The 17,467-nt window shown below is 60.9% G+C and carries 16 protein-coding genes; 7 read left to right on the top strand and 9 right to left on the bottom strand.

Going from position 1 to position 17,467, the window contains the following annotated elements:
* The first annotated feature begins 136 nt into the window (after window positions 1-136).
* Window positions 137-1,114: an NADPH:quinone oxidoreductase family protein gene (locus tag PSH94_RS24780; protein ID WP_181076390.1), complete on the top strand. Its 978-nt coding sequence runs from the start codon at window positions 137-139 to the stop codon at window positions 1,112-1,114.
* A gap of 184 nt (window positions 1,115-1,298) precedes the next feature.
* A complete protein-coding gene (gene glpT, locus PSH94_RS24785; protein ID WP_181076389.1) occupies window positions 1,299-2,636 on the top strand; it encodes a glycerol-3-phosphate transporter in 1,338 nt (445 codons plus the stop codon).
* Here glpT and PSH94_RS24790 read toward each other — a convergent pair.
* Window positions 2,620-3,285 (bottom strand): gamma-glutamylcyclotransferase, encoded by a 666-nt coding sequence (locus PSH94_RS24790; protein WP_181076387.1) that lies wholly within the window; start codon window positions 3,283-3,285, stop codon window positions 2,620-2,622. The two genes, glpT and PSH94_RS24790, sit on opposite strands and share 17 nt — an antisense overlap.
* A 324-nt stretch (window positions 3,286-3,609) precedes the next feature.
* On the opposite strand from PSH94_RS24790, the gene PSH94_RS24795 reads away from it, so the two are divergent.
* Complete coding sequence (locus PSH94_RS24795) at window positions 3,610-4,092, top strand: sn-glycerol-3-phosphate transporter (RefSeq protein WP_181076386.1); 483 nt, start codon at window positions 3,610-3,612, stop codon at window positions 4,090-4,092.
* 22 nt (window positions 4,093-4,114) lie between these two features.
* Here the strand turns inward: PSH94_RS24795 and PSH94_RS24800 are convergent, their stop codons facing one another.
* From PSH94_RS24800 to PSH94_RS24825, 6 genes are all read right to left on the bottom strand, one after another.
* Complete coding sequence (locus tag PSH94_RS24800; protein WP_181076384.1) at window positions 4,115-5,083, bottom strand: CDP-6-deoxy-delta-3,4-glucoseen reductase; 969 nt, start codon at window positions 5,081-5,083, stop codon at window positions 4,115-4,117.
* The gene (gene ubiD, locus PSH94_RS24805; protein ID WP_034101397.1) at window positions 5,083-6,549 is read right to left on the bottom strand and encodes a 4-hydroxy-3-polyprenylbenzoate decarboxylase; all 1,467 of its coding nucleotides are present in this window, start codon (window positions 6,547-6,549) and stop codon (window positions 5,083-5,085) included. The genes PSH94_RS24800 and ubiD overlap by 1 nt, the downstream gene beginning before the upstream one ends.
* 59 nt (window positions 6,550-6,608) lie before the next feature.
* Window positions 6,609-8,591 (bottom strand): acyltransferase family protein, encoded by a 1,983-nt coding sequence (locus PSH94_RS24810; RefSeq protein ID WP_305435967.1) that lies wholly within the window; start codon window positions 8,589-8,591, stop codon window positions 6,609-6,611.
* A 156-nt stretch (window positions 8,592-8,747) separates the two neighbouring features.
* Entirely contained in the window at window positions 8,748-10,007 is a 1,260-nt protein-coding gene (gene rho, locus PSH94_RS24815) for a transcription termination factor Rho (protein WP_003176825.1), read from the bottom strand.
* A 232-nt stretch (window positions 10,008-10,239) separates the two neighbouring features.
* Window positions 10,240-10,569 carry a thioredoxin TrxA gene (trxA, locus tag PSH94_RS24820; RefSeq protein ID WP_253509756.1) on the bottom strand — a complete coding sequence of 110 codons (330 nt, stop codon included), beginning with the start codon at window positions 10,567-10,569 and terminating at the stop codon, window positions 10,240-10,242.
* Between the two features lie 124 nt (window positions 10,570-10,693).
* Window positions 10,694-11,386: a FadR/GntR family transcriptional regulator gene (locus PSH94_RS24825; protein ID WP_181076379.1), complete on the bottom strand. Its 693-nt coding sequence runs from the start codon at window positions 11,384-11,386 to the stop codon at window positions 10,694-10,696.
* 260 nt (window positions 11,387-11,646) lie between these two features.
* Between PSH94_RS24825 and PSH94_RS24830 the strand changes: the two genes are divergently transcribed.
* Genes PSH94_RS24830 through PSH94_RS24845 form a run of 4 tightly spaced genes read left to right on the top strand, consistent with a single transcriptional unit; the run spans window position 11,647 to window position 14,489 of the window.
* Entirely contained in the window at window positions 11,647-12,432 is a 786-nt protein-coding gene (locus tag PSH94_RS24830; RefSeq protein WP_181076378.1) for a transporter substrate-binding domain-containing protein, read from the top strand.
* Window positions 12,433-12,449: 17 nt separating this feature from the next.
* Window positions 12,450-13,118: an amino acid ABC transporter permease gene (locus PSH94_RS24835; RefSeq protein WP_181076376.1), complete on the top strand. Its 669-nt coding sequence runs from the start codon at window positions 12,450-12,452 to the stop codon at window positions 13,116-13,118.
* A complete protein-coding gene (locus PSH94_RS24840; RefSeq protein WP_305435968.1) occupies window positions 13,115-13,765 on the top strand; it encodes an amino acid ABC transporter permease in 651 nt (216 codons plus the stop codon). The genes PSH94_RS24835 and PSH94_RS24840 overlap by 4 nt, the downstream gene beginning before the upstream one ends.
* On the top strand, window positions 13,752-14,489 hold the full coding sequence (locus PSH94_RS24845; RefSeq protein WP_181076373.1) for an amino acid ABC transporter ATP-binding protein: 738 nt from the start codon (window positions 13,752-13,754) through the stop codon (window positions 14,487-14,489). The genes PSH94_RS24840 and PSH94_RS24845 overlap by 14 nt, the downstream gene beginning before the upstream one ends.
* Here the strand turns inward: PSH94_RS24845 and PSH94_RS24850 are convergent.
* Both PSH94_RS24850 and PSH94_RS24855 read right to left on the bottom strand, forming a co-directional pair.
* Window positions 14,461-14,973 carry a hypothetical protein gene (locus tag PSH94_RS24850; protein ID WP_305435969.1) on the bottom strand — a complete coding sequence of 171 codons (513 nt, stop codon included), beginning with the start codon at window positions 14,971-14,973 and terminating at the stop codon, window positions 14,461-14,463. The genes PSH94_RS24845 and PSH94_RS24850 overlap by 29 nt on opposite strands.
* Window positions 14,963-17,464: a fimbria/pilus outer membrane usher protein gene (locus PSH94_RS24855; RefSeq protein WP_305435970.1), complete on the bottom strand. Its 2,502-nt coding sequence runs from the start codon at window positions 17,462-17,464 to the stop codon at window positions 14,963-14,965. Before PSH94_RS24855 ends, PSH94_RS24850 begins: the two co-directional genes overlap by 11 nt.
* Window positions 17,465-17,467: the final 3 nt, after the last annotated feature.

Here is a 17,467-nt window from a genome sequence, read left to right on the forward strand (position 1 = left end):
CATTCGGTGCCCGGTAGCATAACGCTAGCAAGGCTGAGCACAAGCTTATGGCGACTTATCAGGCCGGGGCATGCTTGTTGACCCAGGGGCCTGCCCTCCTACACTTATCGGCCACGACGCCAAAAGGAATAGTCCGATGAAAGCTGTGCTGTGCAAAGCCTTCGGCCCCGCCGAAACCCTGGTGCTGGAAGATATCGCCAGCCCGGCGATCAAGAAAAACGAAATCCTGCTGGACGTCCATGCCGCCGGGGTCAACTTTCCCGACACCCTGATCATTGAGGGCAAATACCAATTCAAACCGCCCTTTCCGTTCTCGCCGGGCGGTGAAGCCGCAGGCGTGGTCAGCGAGGTGGGAGAAAAAGTCAGCCATTTGAAGGTGGGCGATCGCGTCATGGCGTTGACCGGCTGGGGCAGCTTTGCCGAGCAGGTCGCGGTGCCGGGCTACAACGTGCTGCCGATCCCGCCGAGCATGGACTTCAACACCGCCGCCGCCTTCAGCATGACTTACGGCACCTCGATGCATGCGCTCAAACAACGGGCTCACCTGCAACCCGGCGAGACCCTGCTGGTGCTCGGTGCCTCCGGTGGGGTGGGCCTGGCCGCGGTGGAAATCGGTAAAGCCATGGGCGCCCGGGTGATCGCCGCCGCCAGCAGCGCCGACAAGCTCGCAATCGCCAAGGCCGCGGGTGCCGATGAATTGATCAATTACAGCGAAGCCAGCCTGAAGGATGAGATCAAGCGCCTCACCGACGGCAACGGTGCCGACGTGATCTACGACCCAGTGGGCGGTGACCTCTTCGACCAGGCCGTGCGCGCCATCGCCTGGAACGGCCGCCTGCTGGTGGTGGGATTTGCCAGCGGGCGCATCCCCGAGCTGCCGGTGAACCTGGCGCTGCTCAAGGGCGCGGCGGTGGTCGGGGTGTTCTGGGGGTCGTTTGCACAACGCCAGCCGCAGGATAACGCGGCGAACTTCCAGCAACTGTTTAGTTGGTATGCCGAGGGCAAGCTCAAGCCGTTGGTGTCGCAGGTGTATCCGCTGGAGCAGGCTGCCCAGGCCATCAATGACCTCGGCCAGCGCAAGGCGGTCGGCAAGGTCGTCGTGCAGACCCGCTGACTAACCTGAAATGCAATCAAACGTGGGAGGATCAAGCCCCTCCCCATTTGATCTCTGGTGTTCGTAAGAGAACATGCAATTGCTCTCATTTTCCTGTGGTGGCGCTTAAGCGGCGATGCTATTTTCGGTAACGAAACTGTAACATTCGCATCCGCAGTCAAAACAAGAAATCTGGAGCTCTTGAATGTTTGCTTTCTTTCGTCCTGCCGCGCACCAGGCGCCTCTGCCTGAAGAAAAAATCGACAGTACCTACCGACGTCTGCGCTGGCAGATCTTCGCCGGTATTTTCTTCGGGTACGCCGGTTACTACCTGCTACGCAAAAACTTCTCCCTGGCCATGCCTTACCTGATCGAAGACGGGTACAGCCGTGGCGAACTGGGCCTGGCGATGTCGGCTATCGCGATTGCCTACGGCCTGTCCAAGTTCCTGATGGGCCTGGTGTCCGACCGCTCAAACCCGCGCTACTTCCTGCCCTTTGGCCTGTTGGTCTCGGCGGGCGTGATGTTCATTTTCGGTTTCGCGCCTTGGGCGACGTCCAGCGTGACCATGATGTTCATCCTGCTGTTCATCAACGGCTGGGCCCAGGGCATGGGCTGGCCGCCGAGCGGACGGACCATGGTGCACTGGTGGTCGCAGAAGGAACGCGGCGGCGTGGTGTCGGTGTGGAACGTAGCGCACAACGTCGGCGGCGGCCTGATCGGCCCGCTGTTCCTGTTGGGCATGGCCTGGTTCAACGACTGGCATGCGGCGTTCTATGTACCGGCTACCGTGGCCCTGGCGGTGGCGGCGTTCGCCTTCATTACCATGCGCGACACCCCGCAATCGGTCGGCCTGCCGCCTATCGAGCAATACAAGAATGACTACCCGGAAGGCTACGACGCCAGCCACGAAGACGAATTCAGCGCCAAGGAAATCTTCGTCAAATACGTGCTGCGCAACAAAATGCTGTGGTACATCGCCTTTGCCAACGTATTTGTCTACCTGCTGCGCTACGGCGTACTGGACTGGGCGCCGACCTACCTCAAGGAAGCCAAGCACTTCACGGTGGATAAATCGTCGTGGGCTTACTTTTTCTATGAATGGGCGGGCATCCCGGGCACGCTGCTGTGCGGCTGGATGTCGGACAAGATCTTCCGTGGCAATCGAGGCCTGACCGGCATCGTGTTCATGGGGCTGGTGACCGTCGCGACCCTGGTGTACTGGTTGAACCCGCCAGGCAATCCGACCGTGGACATGATCGCGCTGGTGTCGATCGGTTTCCTGATCTACGGCCCGGTGATGCTGATCGGTCTGCAGGCGCTGGAACTGGCACCGAAGAAGGCCGCCGGCACTGCCGCGGGTTTTACAGGGTTGTTCGGTTACCTGGGTGGTTCGGTGGCGGCAAGTGCGGCCATGGGCTACACCGTTGACCATTTCGGCTGGGACGGCGGTTTTGTGCTGCTGATCGGCGCGTGCCTGCTGGCCATCGCATTCCTGATCCCGACCCTGTGGCACACCAACAGTGTCAGCTCGGCCCGTTAAGCGCCTGAGCCCCTTTTGCACACCGCTTGAGCCGCGCCTCCAGGTTCTTATCTGGCATGGCGTGGCTGCGCAGGGCGTTGACGGTTTGTTCGACATAGTCGCGCGTCGTACCGTAACGCCCGCTCGCGCTTTGCAACACATGGTTGAGCACGATGTCGGGCAGGTTGCCGGCGTAGCTGGGCAAGTGCCGCTCCAATACAAACCCCAACGCCTGCACCTGAGTACCATCCTCCAGCCGGCAACTGAGCCAGTGCGGTCGGTACGAGGGATAGGGCATCTCGCGCTGCCATAAGGCATACAGCGAGGCTTCCAACTGATCCTCGGGCAAGCGATAGGCAAACCCGCTGCACGATCCGCCTCGATCCAAGCCAAAGACCAACCCCGGCAACTCCGGCGTACCACGGTGCTCGTGGGACCACAAATACAGGCCGCGGTGATAACCGTGGACTCGCGCCCGTACCCGCTCGGTCGACGAGCATTCAGGTCGCCAGATCAATGAACCATACGCAAACAGCCAGACCGGCCCGCCCTTATGCCGGGCCATCGTGGCCTGCATGGAGCTCATTAACTGTTCGTGAGTGAGTTGCGGTCCCAGATCGAGCCGCGGAGGGTAAGCCAACTGCAGAAGATCGGTTTCAATGACGGTCATGGCGAAAAGCGGTGCGCCTCCTGTGTAACCAGTTGTAAGCGACTTTAGCGTAATAAAACGCGCCGCAGGAACCGTTAAGGGAAAAAGTCCGGGCCGCGCTGAGCCAGCGACCTCGCGGGTGTAGCTTAGGGACATCCACTGGCGACACTAAATACCGGAAGTGAATAAGCACGGATATAAGCCCAACGGCCGCTCGTCAGGATTGGAGCGGCTAATCTCGCTACCTTCAGCCCCGGTTCAGCCTGGGGCACGATCCTGCCGTCAAAATAGCGCGCACAACGACCCACTTAGCCGCCCTTCATACCGACTATCGAGGTCACACCCATGAAAAAAATTCGATTGCCCGGCCTGGTGTTCCTGGCTCAGGCCACCACCGCGCTGGCCGCCGAAGCACCGCCTGCCGGGGATGAAAAAAGTTTCTGGCACGCCCAGACCAGCGTCTACACCCGGCACTTTTCTCCCGACCCAGGCCACAATAACAATCAGGACCTGATCGGCCTGGAACGCAATGAAGCCTCAGGCCTTGTTTATGGCGGGGCGACTTTTCGCAACTCGTTCAGCCAGCGTTCGTATTACGTCTATGGAGGCAAACGCTATGACATGGCGGATTACCCGGTGTACGTAAAACTGACCGGCGGCGCGCTCCAAGGCTATCGCGGCGAGTATCGCGACAAGATCCCATTGAATCGATTCGGCGTGGCGCCGGTGATCATTCCTTCAGTGGGTGCCCATTACGGACCGGTGGCGGCGGAGCTGGTGCTGTTGGGCTTCAACGCCGCGATGGTGACGACAGGCGTACGATTCTAAGCACAGGCAAGCCCCCTCCCACTCAGGGCCGGGGGGCGTAGGCAAATACGTCAGCGCGCATCTGGTGCGCGTCCATGCCGGCCTCCACCAGCGCATCCAACGTACCGTAGATCATCGCCGGTGAACCGCTGGCATAGACGTGTACGGTCTTCAGGTCGTGGATGTCCTCGCACACCGCTTCATGCAAAAGACCGCAACGCCCTTCCCACCCGCACAGATCGCTGACAACCTTGTGCAGGAACAGATTGGGCAGTTGCTGCCATTGAGCCCAGTGCTCGATCTCATAGAAATCTTCCGGGCGACGCACTCCCCAGTACAGGTGCACCGGGTGTTTGAACCCGGAGGCCCGACAATGCTCGATCAGGCTGTGCATCTGCGCCATGCCGGTGCCCGCCGCGATCAACACCAGCGGGCCGTCGGGCAGCTCGGCCAGGTGGGTATCGCCAAACGGCAGCTCCACGCGCGCCATGCGGTCGCGCTGCAACTGGGCCAGCAGATTGCGTGCGCTGTCTTCGCGGGCCAGCACATGCAGTTCCAGCTCGCGCCCGGCATGGGGCGCGGACGCCAGGGAAAAGGCGGATTTTTCGCCGTTATCCCGTTCGATCATCAGGTATTGCCCGGCGTGGTAGCGCACCGCCTTGCCGGCCGGCGCACGCAGGCGTACCCGCCATACATCGCCGCCCACCTCCACGCACTCGCTCAATTGGCAGGCCAATTGGCGCAACGGTAATTCTCCTGGCGCGAGAACGCCGTCCCACAACACCACGCAATCTTCCAGCGGCTCGGCGATACAGGTGTAGAACTCACCATGGTCCCGCACCTCACCCGCCTGCCGCACCCGGCCTTCCACCAGCAGCGCGGCACACACGTGGCATACGCCGTTTCGACAGGCCTGGGGGCACTCGTAGCCCAGGCGGCGCGCGCCTTCGAGGATTCGCTCGCCGGGGACCAGCTCCAGTACGGCGCCGGAAGGTTGCAGGGTTACACGCATCAATCTATTCCCAATTCTTTCCAGATCGCATCGACACGTGCGGTCACGGCTGCATCCTTGACAATGACCCGACCCCACTCACGGGTGGTTTCACCCGGCCATTTATGAGTGGCGTCCAGGCCCATCTTCGAACCCAGACCGGACACCGGCGACGCGAAGTCGAGGTAGTCGATCGGCGTGTTGTCGATCATCACCGTGTCGCGCTTGGGGTCCATGCGCGTGGTAATGGCCCAGATCACATCGTTCCAGTCCCGGGCATTGATGTCGTCGTCAGTGACAATAACGAACTTGGTGTACATGAACTGTCGCAAAAACGACCATACACCCAGCATGACCCGCTTGGCATGGCCTGGGTACGACTTCTTCATGGTTACGACGGCCATGCGGTACGAGCAACCTTCGGGCGGCAGGTAAAAGTCGGTGATCTCGGGGAATTGCTTCTGCAGGATCGGCACAAACACTTCATTGAGCGCGACGCCAAGGATGGCCGGCTCATCCGGCGGACGGCCGGTGTAGGTGCTGTGGTAGATCGGTTTGATCCGATGAGTGATGCGTTCGACGGTGAAGACCGGGAAGCTGTCGACTTCGTTGTAGTAGCCGGTGTGATCGCCGTAGGGCCCTTCGTCGGCCATCTCGCCGGGGTGAATCACGCCTTCCAGGATGATTTCCGCCGTGGCCGGCACCTGCAGGTCGTTGCCGCGGCACTTGACCAGCTCGGTGCGGTTACCGCGCAACAGGCCGGCGAAGGCGTATTCGGAGAGGCTGTCCGGCACCGGCGTCACGGCACCGAGGATGGTGGCCGGGTCCGCGCCCAGGGCCACGGACACCGGGAAAGGCTGGCCGGGATGTTTTTCGCACCATTCGCGAAAGTCCAAGGCACCGCCACGATGGCTCAGCCAGCGCATGATGACTTTGTTACGGCCAATGACCTGCTGGCGGTAGATGCCCAGGTTCTGGCGGTCTTTGTTCGGGCCCTTGGTGACGGTCAGGCCCCAGGTGATCAATGGGCCGACGTCGCCGGGCCAGCAAGTCTGCACCGGGAGCATGCCCAGGTCGACGTCATCCCCTTCGATGACTACTTCCTGGCATACGGCGTCCTTGACCACCTTGGGCGCCATGGCAATGATCTTGCGGAAAATCGGCAGCTTCGACCATGCGTCCTTCAAGCCCTTGGGCGGCTCGGGTTCCTTGAGGAACGCCAGCAGCTTGCCGATCTCGCGCAGCTCGCTGACCGACTCTGCGCCCATCCCGAAGGCAACCCGCTCAGGCGTGCCGAACAGGTTGCCGAGCACCGGGATATCAAAGCCGGTCGGCTTTTCGAACAGCAGCGCCGGGCCCTTGTTACGCAAGGTACGGTCGCAAATCTCAGTCATTTCCAGCACCGGGGAAATCGGCATCTGGATACGTTTCAACTCTCCGCGCTGCTCAAGTTGCTGCACGAAATCCCGAAGATCCTTGAATTTCATTAACCATGCCACCCGTAAAATAGGCGTACATCCTACCTGCTCTGAAGCAGGCTGGCAGCTTAATTGGCCGTAACCTCGCGTGATTGCAGGGAACGGAACAACGGCTCCAGGAACGCCTCGACGTGGCGCGCCCCGACCTCGGAAAGGTGGTTATCGTCGGTATAGAGGGCGCGCCCATTGAGTTCGACACGGCATAGACCGTCGGCACCGCAGAGCAAGGGCGCAGGGTCCAGCACCGTGACGCCGGTGTCCGCCGCCGCCAGCTCCTCGAACACACGAGCAATGAAAGCCTGGCGCTCCAGATGATCGGCGACCGGTAGCCCTTCGTCGGCCACGGGGCGGTTCATCATCGCCAGGCGACTCAGACGGTAAGGCACGATGATTTTCTGCAGCGGCACTTCCTTGACCAGCCACACCCGGTGTCCGGCGGCGCGCAATTGCCGCACTCGCTCGCGCAAGCCCTCGGCGAATCGCTGCTCAGCCACGGCACGCACATACTTGCCTGTGCTCGGGTCCTTGAGTGCGTGCTCCTTGTCGCCGGACATCTGCCCATAGACATACAGACTCCAGCGCGCCGCCAGCACTACATCGCTGAACCGTTTCTCGGCCATGGCCTTCTCGACGCGATGATTGAAATGCGCACAGCGGGCGATGTTCTCCAGGCCGTCCAACGGGATGCAGCCAGCAAAACTGGCCTCCACCAGACTGAGGTCATGCCGGTCGGCGCCGTCCTTAAGTGCTGGGATCAGTGCGGTGGCGTGGCTGTCGCCCCATACCAGCGCCGAGACGGAGCGGCCATTCGGGCCGAAATGGCAGAACAGTCGCTCATCGGGCGTGTCTTTGTCGGCCATGCAGGCCAGTAAATCCGGGCTCCACTTCTTGGCCTGGGCAAAACGCAACGCCTGCTCCGGCAACCGCGAAGGCACGCCGTCGGCTTTGCGGATCGCCAGGCCGGTCAGGCCGAGACACAAAATACCCACCAGGGCCGTCGTCAGAATCGCCTGGCGCCCGGCGAGCAAGCGCTTCTCCCGGAACGGCGTCTCAACAAAGCGCCAGGACAGGTAGCCCAGCACCAGCGAGAGCAGCATCAAGCCGGCCAGTTCCAGCGCGCTCAAACCATCCACGGCGGCATAGCTGGCGTACACGAATACTGGCCAATGCCACAGGTACCACGAGTACGAGATCAGCCCGATGCCTACCATCACCCGTGAACTCAACAGGCGAGCGACCCAGGTGTGTTGCTGCCCATTGGCCCAGATCAAGCCGACCACACCCAGCACCGGCAACAGCGCGGTCGCGCCAGGAAAGGAGGTCGTCGCGTCGTAGCCCAGTACCGCGATCAGGATCAACCCCATGGAAACCAGGCTGACGCCCTGCGCCAGCAGCGGCGAGGCGCGCCAGTCGCGCTTGGGCATCACCGCCAGCATCGCGCCGGCCAACAACTCCCAGGCCCGTAGATGCAGCAGGAAAAACGCTTTCTGCGGTTGATGCTCGACCGCCCAGACACTCATGCCAAACGACACCAGCAATACCGCAAGCAGCGCCAGGCGCCAATGCTTGAGTCGACTCGAAAGCAGCATCAGCAGGAGCGGAAACACGATGTAGAACTGTTCTTCTACCGCCAGCGACCATGTGTGCAGCAAAGGCTTGATGTCGGAGGCCGCTTCGAAATACCCATGCTGGCGCGAGAACAGCAGGTTGGAGGTAAAGGTCACTTGATAATGCGCAGATCGCCCCAGCTCTTCGTAATCCTTGGGAGCCAGCAGAAACCAGCCGAGGATCAGCGTTGCCGCCATCATGACGAACAGCGCGGGCAGGATGCGACGCGCGCGCCGCGCCCAGAAGTCGATAAAACTGAAGCGCCCGGCCTGACGCTCACGCCAGATAATCGAAGTAATCAGGAAGCCGGAAATGACGAAAAACACGTCAACCCCAACGAAACCGCCCGTGATGCCAGGCACTCCGAAGTGAAACAACACGACTGCAAGGACAGCGATGGCACGCAGGCCGTCAATGTCTCTGCGGTAAGCAAGAGTGGTCATAAGAAATAGGGTCAGTCTGTGACGAAAGGAATGAGCGTAGTCGCGCGTACAAATTTTGTTACTTAACGGACACTTATGCCATAAAAAAGACTGAATCTCGACGCAAAAAAATGGCGCCCTGTGTGGGCGCCATTTTTTCGGACCTGAAACGTCGGGTTACTTACGCTTCATCGACAGGAAAAACTCGTCGTTGGTCTTGGTGGTTTTCAATTTGTCGATGAGGAACTCGATGGCGGCCACTTCATCCATCGGATGCAGCAACTTGCGCAGGATCCACATGCGTTGCAGTTCGTCGTCGGCGGTCAACAACTCTTCGCGGCGGGTGCCGGAGCGGTTGATATTGATGGCCGGGAAGACGCGTTTTTCTGCAATACGGCGATCCAGGGGCAGTTCCATGTTGCCGGTGCCCTTGAACTCTTCGTAGATCACTTCGTCCATCTTCGAGCCGGTTTCAACCAGCGCGGTGGCGATAATGGTCAGCGAGCCGCCTTCTTCGATGTTCCGCGCGGCACCGAAGAAACGTTTCGGTTTCTCCAGGGCATGGGCGTCGACACCACCGGTCAATACCTTGCCGGAGCTCGGGATCACGGTGTTGTAGGCACGGGCCAGACGGGTGATGGAGTCAAGCAGGATCACCACGTCCTTCTTGTGTTCGACCAGGCGCTTGGCCTTCTCGATCACCATTTCGGCAACCTGCACGTGGCGGGTTGGCGGCTCATCGAACGTCGAGGCAACCACTTCGCCGCGCACGGTGCGCTGCATTTCGGTCACTTCTTCCGGACGCTCATCGATCAGCAGCACGATCAGGTGAACTTCAGGGTTGTTACGTGCAATGTTCGCGGCAATGTTCTGCAGCATGATGGTCTTGCCGGCTTTCGGCGGCGCGACGATCAGGCCGCGTTGGCCCTTGCCGATCGGCGCGCACAGATCAATCACACGGCCGGTCAAGTCTTCGGTGGAACCGTTACCGGCTTCCATCTTCATGCGCACGGTGGGGAACAGCGGCGTCAGGTTCTCAAAGAGAATCTTGTTTTTCGCGTTCTCGGGACGATCGAAGTTGATCGTATCGACCTTGAGCAGGGCGAAATACCGCTCGCCTTCCTTAGGAGGACGGATCTTGCCAACGATGGTGTCACCGGTGCGCAAGTTGAAGCGGCGGATCTGGCTCGGCGAGACGTAGATATCGTCAGGGCCGGCGAGATAGGAAGCGTCTGCAGAGCGGAGGAAGCCGAAGCCGTCCTGGAGAATCTCCAGCACGCCATCACCGGAGATTTCCTCGCCGCTTTTCGCGTGCTTTTTCAGCAGGGAGAAAATCACGTCCTGCTTGCGCGAACGGGCCATATTTTCTATGCCCATTTCTTCGGCCAATTGGAGCAGGTCGGTAATCGGCTTTTGCTTGAGTTCAGTCAGATTCATATAGGAATGACGTAATCATTTATGGAGGGGGAAATTAAGCTTTTGGCTTAATGAGGCCGCGCCGCGGAGAAGGCGACAGGATCGCGTACTAATCGAAAGGAATGCGTCGGCGACGGCTTGCAGGGGGCAGTGGAGAAACCAGTGCGGGGCCGAATGTAACACCTGAATTTCGGAGCGTCTAGCCCTGCTTTACGAAAAAGCCCCGCCAATTGCGGGGCTTTTTTGACGACGCTTAGATGTTGGCGTCGAGGAAAGCTTGCAACTGAGACTTCGACAGCGCGCCGACTTTAGTGGCTTCAACGTTGCCGTTCTTGAACAGCATCAGCGTAGGAATACCGCGCACGCCGTGCTTGGCCGGGGTTTCCTGGTTTTCGTCGATGTTGAGCTTGGCAATGGTCAGTTTGCCTTCGTAGGCCATTGCAATGTCGTCCAGGACCGGAGCGATCATTTTGCAAGGGCCGCACCATTCAGCCCAGTAGTCAACCAGCACCGGGCCTTGAGCCTTGAGTACTTCAGCGTCAAAGGTCGCGTCCGTGACGTGCTTGATAAGATCGTTGCTCATGGATGTCTCCGGATTGTAAGCAAAAAAAACGTTGCCCATCATAGCCGCCCTTCCCCCGTTCAGGAAGCCGCCTCTGATTGAGTCTTGCTATGGTGGTAAGTGAGTTTGCACATTGCCCGGCGCATTAAATGGCAGGGGTCACGAAAGCGATGCCGGTGCGTAACGCCGCGTTGCGTACATGCTCCTGCATGGTTTTCTGTGCCGCGGTACTGGCACGCCGCGCCAGGGCGCGAAGGATCCTGCGGTGCTCCTGCCAGGTTTCCATGGCTCGTTCCGGCCGGATGAACGGTAGTTTCTGACTTTCCAGAAAAACCTCCGCGCTGGCACTCAGAATACTGACCATCGCCCGGTTGCCGCTGGCCTGCAGGATGCACTGGTGGAACTCGAAATCCAGCCGCGCGGCCGCGTCGAAGTCACCGGTCTTGAGCACCTTGCGCATCGCCTCGACGTTATCTTGCAGGCTGTCCAGTTCATCGATGCTCAGCGTGACCGCCGCCAGGCCCGCGGCAAACCCTTCAAGGGCATAGCGCAGCTGGAAAATCTCCAGCGGTGTGACCTGCGCCGCAAAAGGCCAGACAACTCCCGGGGTCTCCTGTGAGGTGTGTACGAACACCCCTTTGCCCGGCTGCACACTGACCACACCCAGGGCACTGAGGGTCGACAACGCTTCGCGCAACGACGCTCGGCTCACCCCCAACCGCACCGCCAGGTCACGCTGGGACGGCAGCGCATCGCCCGGGCCGAAGCCTTGCTCCTTGATGAGTTTGCGGATGGCCTGCAGAGCCGCTTCCGGTACCGCTTGGGCGATGGAATTCATAAAAACTCAAGGTTTCAGTCGACTGAGCGGCTAGTTGTAAAGCTATTCGCAGTCGGCGGCAAGCCACGCCCCAAAGGCGCTCGCGAGGTTTTGCCGGCGCTCGAAAAGGGTGCGAAAAATCCGCTCACTGTTCAGACCAGTAAGACCACTGCGCGCCAGTAAAACCCAGCCTTGCAGGACGATCGGCCACGGCTGGCATGGGCTGTGCACTTGGCATATGCCACTTACAGAATATTCCTTCGCCTTCTCGGAGAGTTGCCATGACCCAGCGCTACCGCGCCCTGCTCACTGCCCTGTTTGCCAGCCTGGTGCTGAGCCAGGCGCCTGCCATGGCCGACGGGCTGGACGATATCGTCGCCCGTGGCACCCTCAAGGTCGCGGTACCGCAGGACTTCCCGCCGTTCGGCTCGGTCGGCCCGGACATGAAACCCCGCGGCCTGGACATCGACACCGCCAGGCTGCTGGCCGATCAACTCAAGGTCAAGCTGGAGCTGACCCCGGTCAACAGCACCAACCGCATTCCCTTCCTTACCACCGGCAAGGTCGATCTGGTGATCTCCAGCCTGGGTAAAAACCCCGAACGCGAGAAGGTCATCGATTTCTCCAAGGCCTATGCGCCTTTCTACCTGGCCGTGTTCGGCCCGCCTGAGGCAGCCATCGGCAGCACCGATGACCTCAAGGGCAAGACCATCAGCGTGACCCGCGGCGCCATCGAAGACATCGAGCTGACTGCCGTGGCGCCCAAGGAAGCCACGATCAAGCGCTTCGAAGACAACAATTCGACCATCGCCGCCTATCTGGCCGGGCAGGTCGACCTGATCGCCAGCGGCAACGTGGTGATGGTGGCGATCAGCGAGCGCAACCCCAAACGCGTACCGGCGCTGAAAGTGAAGCTCAAGGACTCGCCGGTATACGTGGGCGTGAACAAAAACGAGCCCGCGTTGCTGGAGAAGGTCAATCAGATCCTGGTCGCGGCGAAGGCTGACGGCAGCCTGGAGAAGAATGCGATGCAATGGCTGAAAGAGCCGCTGCCCGCCGATCTCTGAAGCGACGGAGCTGACTGATGGCGTACCAATTTGACTTTGTGCCGGTACTGGCCAATACCGACCTGCTGTTGCGCGGCGCGCTCTTTACCCTGGAGCTCACGGCCATCGGCGCAATCCTGGGGGTGGCACTGGGCACCGTCGGCGCCGTGGTGCGCGCCTGGAAAATCCAGCCCTTTGCCTGGGTCTTTGGCGTCTACGTCGAGTTGATCCGTAACACACCGTTTCTGGTACAGCTGTTCTTCATCTTTTTCGGCCTGCCTTCACTGGGCCTGAACATCACCGAATGGCAAGCCGCCGTGCTGGCGATGGTGATTAACCTGGGAGCCTATTGCACGGAGATCATCCGTGCCGGCATCCAGGCCATCCCTCGCGGTCAACTGGAAGCCGCCGCCGCGCTGGCGATGACCCGCTTCGAAGCCTTCCGCTACGTCGTGCTGCTGCCCGCGCTGGGCAAGGTGTGGCCGGCCCTGAGCAGCCAGATCATCATCGTCATGCTGGGCTCGGCGGTGTGTTCGCAGATCGCCACCGAAGAACTGAGCTTTGCCGCCAACTTTATCCAGTCGCGCAATTTCCGTGCGTTTGAAACCTACGCCCTCACCACGCTGGTGTACTTGTGCATGGCATTGATGATTCGCCAGTTGCTCAATTGGATCGGCCGCCGTTTTGTGATGAGGAACAGCCGATGAGTGATTTTTCCTTCTGGGACATCGTGCGCAACCTGCTGGCCGGCCTGCAATGGACGCTGTTGCTGTCGCTGGTGGCATTCGTAGGGGGTGGCGTGATCGGTATGCTGGTGATGATCCTGCGCATCAGCCGCACGGCGTTTACGCGCAATATCGCGCGCCTCTATATAGAACTGTTCCAGGGCACGCCGCTGCTGATGCAGTTGTTCCTGGTGTTTTTCGGCATAGCCCTGCTCGGTGTGGATATATCGCCCTGGCTGGCGGCCGCGATTGCCCTGACGCTGTTTACCAGCGCCTACCTCGCCGAGATCTGGCGCGGGTGCGTCGACTCCATCGCCCATGGGCAATGGGAAGCATCGGCCAGCCTGGCCCTCAACCCGCTTGAGCAACTGCGCTACGTGATCCTGCCCCAGGCCCTGCGCATTGCGGTAGCGCCGACGGTGGGATTCTCCGTGCAAGTGGTCAAAGGCACGGCGGTCACCTCGATTATCGGCTTCACCGAACTGACCAAGACCGGCGGCATGCTCGCCAACGCCACGTTCGAACCCTTCATGGTGTATGGCCTGGTGGCCCTTGGTTACTTCCTGCTCTGCTACCCCCTGTCCCTCAGCGCGCGCTACCTGGAAAGGAGACTGCATGCCTCTGCTTAGAATTTCCGCCCTGCATAAGTATTACGGCGATCATCACGTCCTCAAGGGCATCGACCTGACGGTAGAAGAAGGCCAGGTGGTGGCGATCATCGGCCGCAGTGGCTCGGGCAAATCCACCTTGCTGCGCACCCTCAATGGCCTGGAGTCGATCAACGATGGGGTGATCGAAGTCGACGGTGAATACCTCGACGCCGCCCGCGCCGACCTGCGCAGCCTGCGGCAGAAGGTCGGCATGGTATTCCAGCAATTCAACCTTTTCCCGCACCTGACCGTGGGGGAGAACGTCATGCTGGCGCCGCAGGTGGTACAGAAAGTGCCCAAGGCCAAGGCGGCACAGCTGGCAAGGCAGATGTTGGAGCGCGTGGGCCTGGGCGAGAAGTTCGACGCTTTCCCTGATCGGCTGTCCGGTGGCCAGCAACAGCGCGTGGCTATCGCGCGCGCCCTGGCCATGTCACCCAAGGTGCTGCTGTGCGATGAAATCACCTCGGCCCTGGACCCGGAATTGGTCAATGAAGTGCTCAGCGTGGTGCGCCAACTGGCAAAGGACGGCATGACATTAATCATGGTGACCCACGAAATGCGCTTTGCTCGGGAAGTCGGCGACAAGCTGGTATTCATGCACCAGGGCAAGGTGCATGAAGCAGGCGACCCAAAGCAGCTATTCGCCCACCCCCGAACCCCCGAGTTCGCCAACTTCATCGGCTCAGTGGAACAGTCGGGCTGACCAGTTCGAAGCTGCCACGCCCCTCCAGCACGACATGGTTGCGTACCTGCAAGGCGTCGGCGGGCAAGTCGACCTCGATTTCGACCTGGGCGATCAAGCGCTTCCCAACTGCCCGCGCCACCAGCACCTGGCCCGGCGGCAACGGCGCAACGCTGGAGTCACCGGGTAGATGGGCGCCCGACCAATCGATGGCGCGCCCGTCCACTTGGGCATGTTTAAGCGTCAATCGGAACCGCCCCTGCTGCCCAAAGCGGAAACCTTCCGCATCGCCCGCGCCGCTGAAACGCAGGGCAATGGCGGAAGGCTGCGTACACAGGACACTCAAGTGCAGCAGGCGTGTGCCCAGTACGGTTTCATGGCGAATCACACCGTAGTCGAGCGTCGATTGGTTCAATGACAGCCGACAGTCCTGCGCCTGCGCCACCGGAGTCATCAACGCCGCAAAGAACAGGGCGCCGCCCAACGTTTTAAGCTTAACCACCATGGCACACCGCCGATGTCGTTTCGTAGAACTTGTCATGGTCCGGCTGGGTGCCGGGCGTGAGCTTGAGCAGGCACGTGGCAGCCTGCGACACTGAAACCCGCAGTTCCTGTGAGTCCTCCGCGTCATTCAGGAAAATCATGCCCTCGCCCACCACGCTGGTCAGGAAGCGGTTGTTCTTGTCGAACACCGAAGCCCCCTGGGGCAGCGGTCGGCCTTGCTCATCGCGACCGGTGACCAACATACGACGCACTTTCACCACATCGAATGCCACGTTATTGACCGAGCCGCGGCTGGCGGCGAGTACTTTGGTGCCGTTCTTCAAATCCACCTTTTTTGGCAGGGATTGGGTCTGCACTTCGATTCGGCTATCGGTATACGCCGGCAAGCCCGGGATCACCGCCTGCCCGCTGAAGTCGGTCCATACCGGCCCGTGCGGAGTGCTGATTCTGGCAGCGCCAATGTCGCCGACCGAGACAATGCCAAAGGTGTCCTGCACGGTGTAGGGCGAAAAGGTCACCCCGCCGCCGTGAGCGACGACACCGCCTTGCAACTGCCCGGAATAAGTACTGCCTTGCGAATCGTGGCTGACCCCAAGCCCCATCCGGGTAAACCGTGGCATCAGGTTCAACTGGCCATGCAATGTTTGCTCGCGCGCACTGAGGTCACGCTCCACGCCTATGTCGTAGTTCACGTAATCGTTGACCCGCTCGGTGAGCGCCGAACCCGTCCGGGACTGCTGCCCACGGCGGCTGACGTAGCTGCTGACACGACGATCCCCACCCAGCGGCACGCTGACCTGCAGTCGCACGAACAGGTCATCGTCGAGCGTCGAGTCGCGCCGGTTGCCGCCGGTGCCGGCGTCACGACGTGCTCGGGTGCCGCCGACCTGCGAATCGGCGATCAAGCCAACGTCGGCGTATCTGAACGACTTGTTCCAGGAAGCGAACAGGTGCTCTGCCGCTTGCCCGTCAAATTGAGCGCCACGGGTGTAGCCAAGTGAAAAGGCACCCAGCGTGGGATCGAGCCAACTCACGCCTGCCGTGTACTGATTCTTGAAGCGCGAATCCAAGTCGCCGGATTTGACCGGACGACCCGCCTCCAGCACCTCGCGATACCCCTGGGTCTGGGTGGTGGCGCTGAGGTTGAGGTCTATGTTGGCATGCACCGGGCTGCTCACGCTCACGCTGCTGCGAGACCCGGAAATGGCATTGAGGCTGTCTCGGGACTGGTTATGACGCGCGCCCACCGAAACCCGCTGGAAAAACACGCTGCTCAGGGTGCCACCGGCCGACCAGTAGTCCTCGGTGCTCAACAAACCAAAGCCCGCCGATGAATCGCGCCCCAGGCCCCAGGTGCCGCCGCCCATGGCAACAACCGGCGGCGGCGCTGCGTCAGCGGCCTGCTCACGCACCTTACCCAACGAAAAGTAATAGCCCGGCGCCGCAGGCGCAGCCCCGGCAAACGACGCTGCCGGCACCACGAAACTGCGCTTGCCACCGCGCACATCAATCACGCTGACCTCCAGGTCGCTGGTGCCGTTGAGCAACGGCAGCCCCGTGAGCCGGAAAGGCCCCTGGGGCACCAGCGTGCTGTGGATCAACGCGCCGGACTGGCGCACTTCAATCCGCGACTGACTTTGGGCCAGCCCCTCCACGACCGCATTGTTGCTGCCCGCCGGCACGCGCGATTGACCATCCGGCGAGAACTGCACGCCGGACAGCTGGAGGCCGCCGAACAGAGGGTTATTGCTGGATATCTGACCGGCTTGAAAAGTCGACTGCAGCGCCGCGATATCCCGCTGTACAAAGGCACTCTGGTGCTCGGTGCGGGCCTTGCCATTGTCGGAAACGTAATACTGGCGACTGCGAACGATCCAGTCACCGACGTTGAAACCTGCTTCCGTATACGCCGACACGAATTGGCTGGTGCCGCTGCGCGAGTGGCTATCGAAGCCTTGTACGTCATAATTGAACAACCCCGCGGCACCGCCCGTGGCGAACTGCCCGCTCTCCCATTGCGGTTCGCGCAACGACTGCGTGGGCACCACCAATGCGACTTCATCGCTGCCGGGCCGCAGCCGCACCATGGTGGCGGGGAAATCGGCGAGAAAATCATGACAGCCCTGCTCCGCCTTGGCCCCTTCTCGAACGAGGGCGCGGGGCTTGACCAGCCCGGCCTTATCCAGCAAATCCGCGGTAAAGCACAACTGCCCCTGGGCGTCGAAACGAGCATCTACCAGCCCAAGCGGGTTGCCATTGACCCGCAGGCCGACCACCTGGACACCTTCGCGAAAACGCGCCGCCGTGCGGAAGTAATCGGAGACTTTCGGGTCAATACCGTGGGTGGTCAGCGCCGCCAGGTCGAATCCCTCGCCCAGTTCCAGTGCAGGCACAGCGCCAGGCAAGCTCCATAACGTCGCGACGCCCACAAGCAGGCTCGGTCGACACGCCCAGGAAGGTGCCGCGCGCCGGTTATTCGACAGGTTGCTCATGGC

The organism is Pseudomonas sp. FP2254, from assembly GCF_030687695.1.
Taxonomy (GTDB): Bacteria; Pseudomonadota; Gammaproteobacteria; order Pseudomonadales; family Pseudomonadaceae; genus Aquipseudomonas; species Aquipseudomonas quebecensis.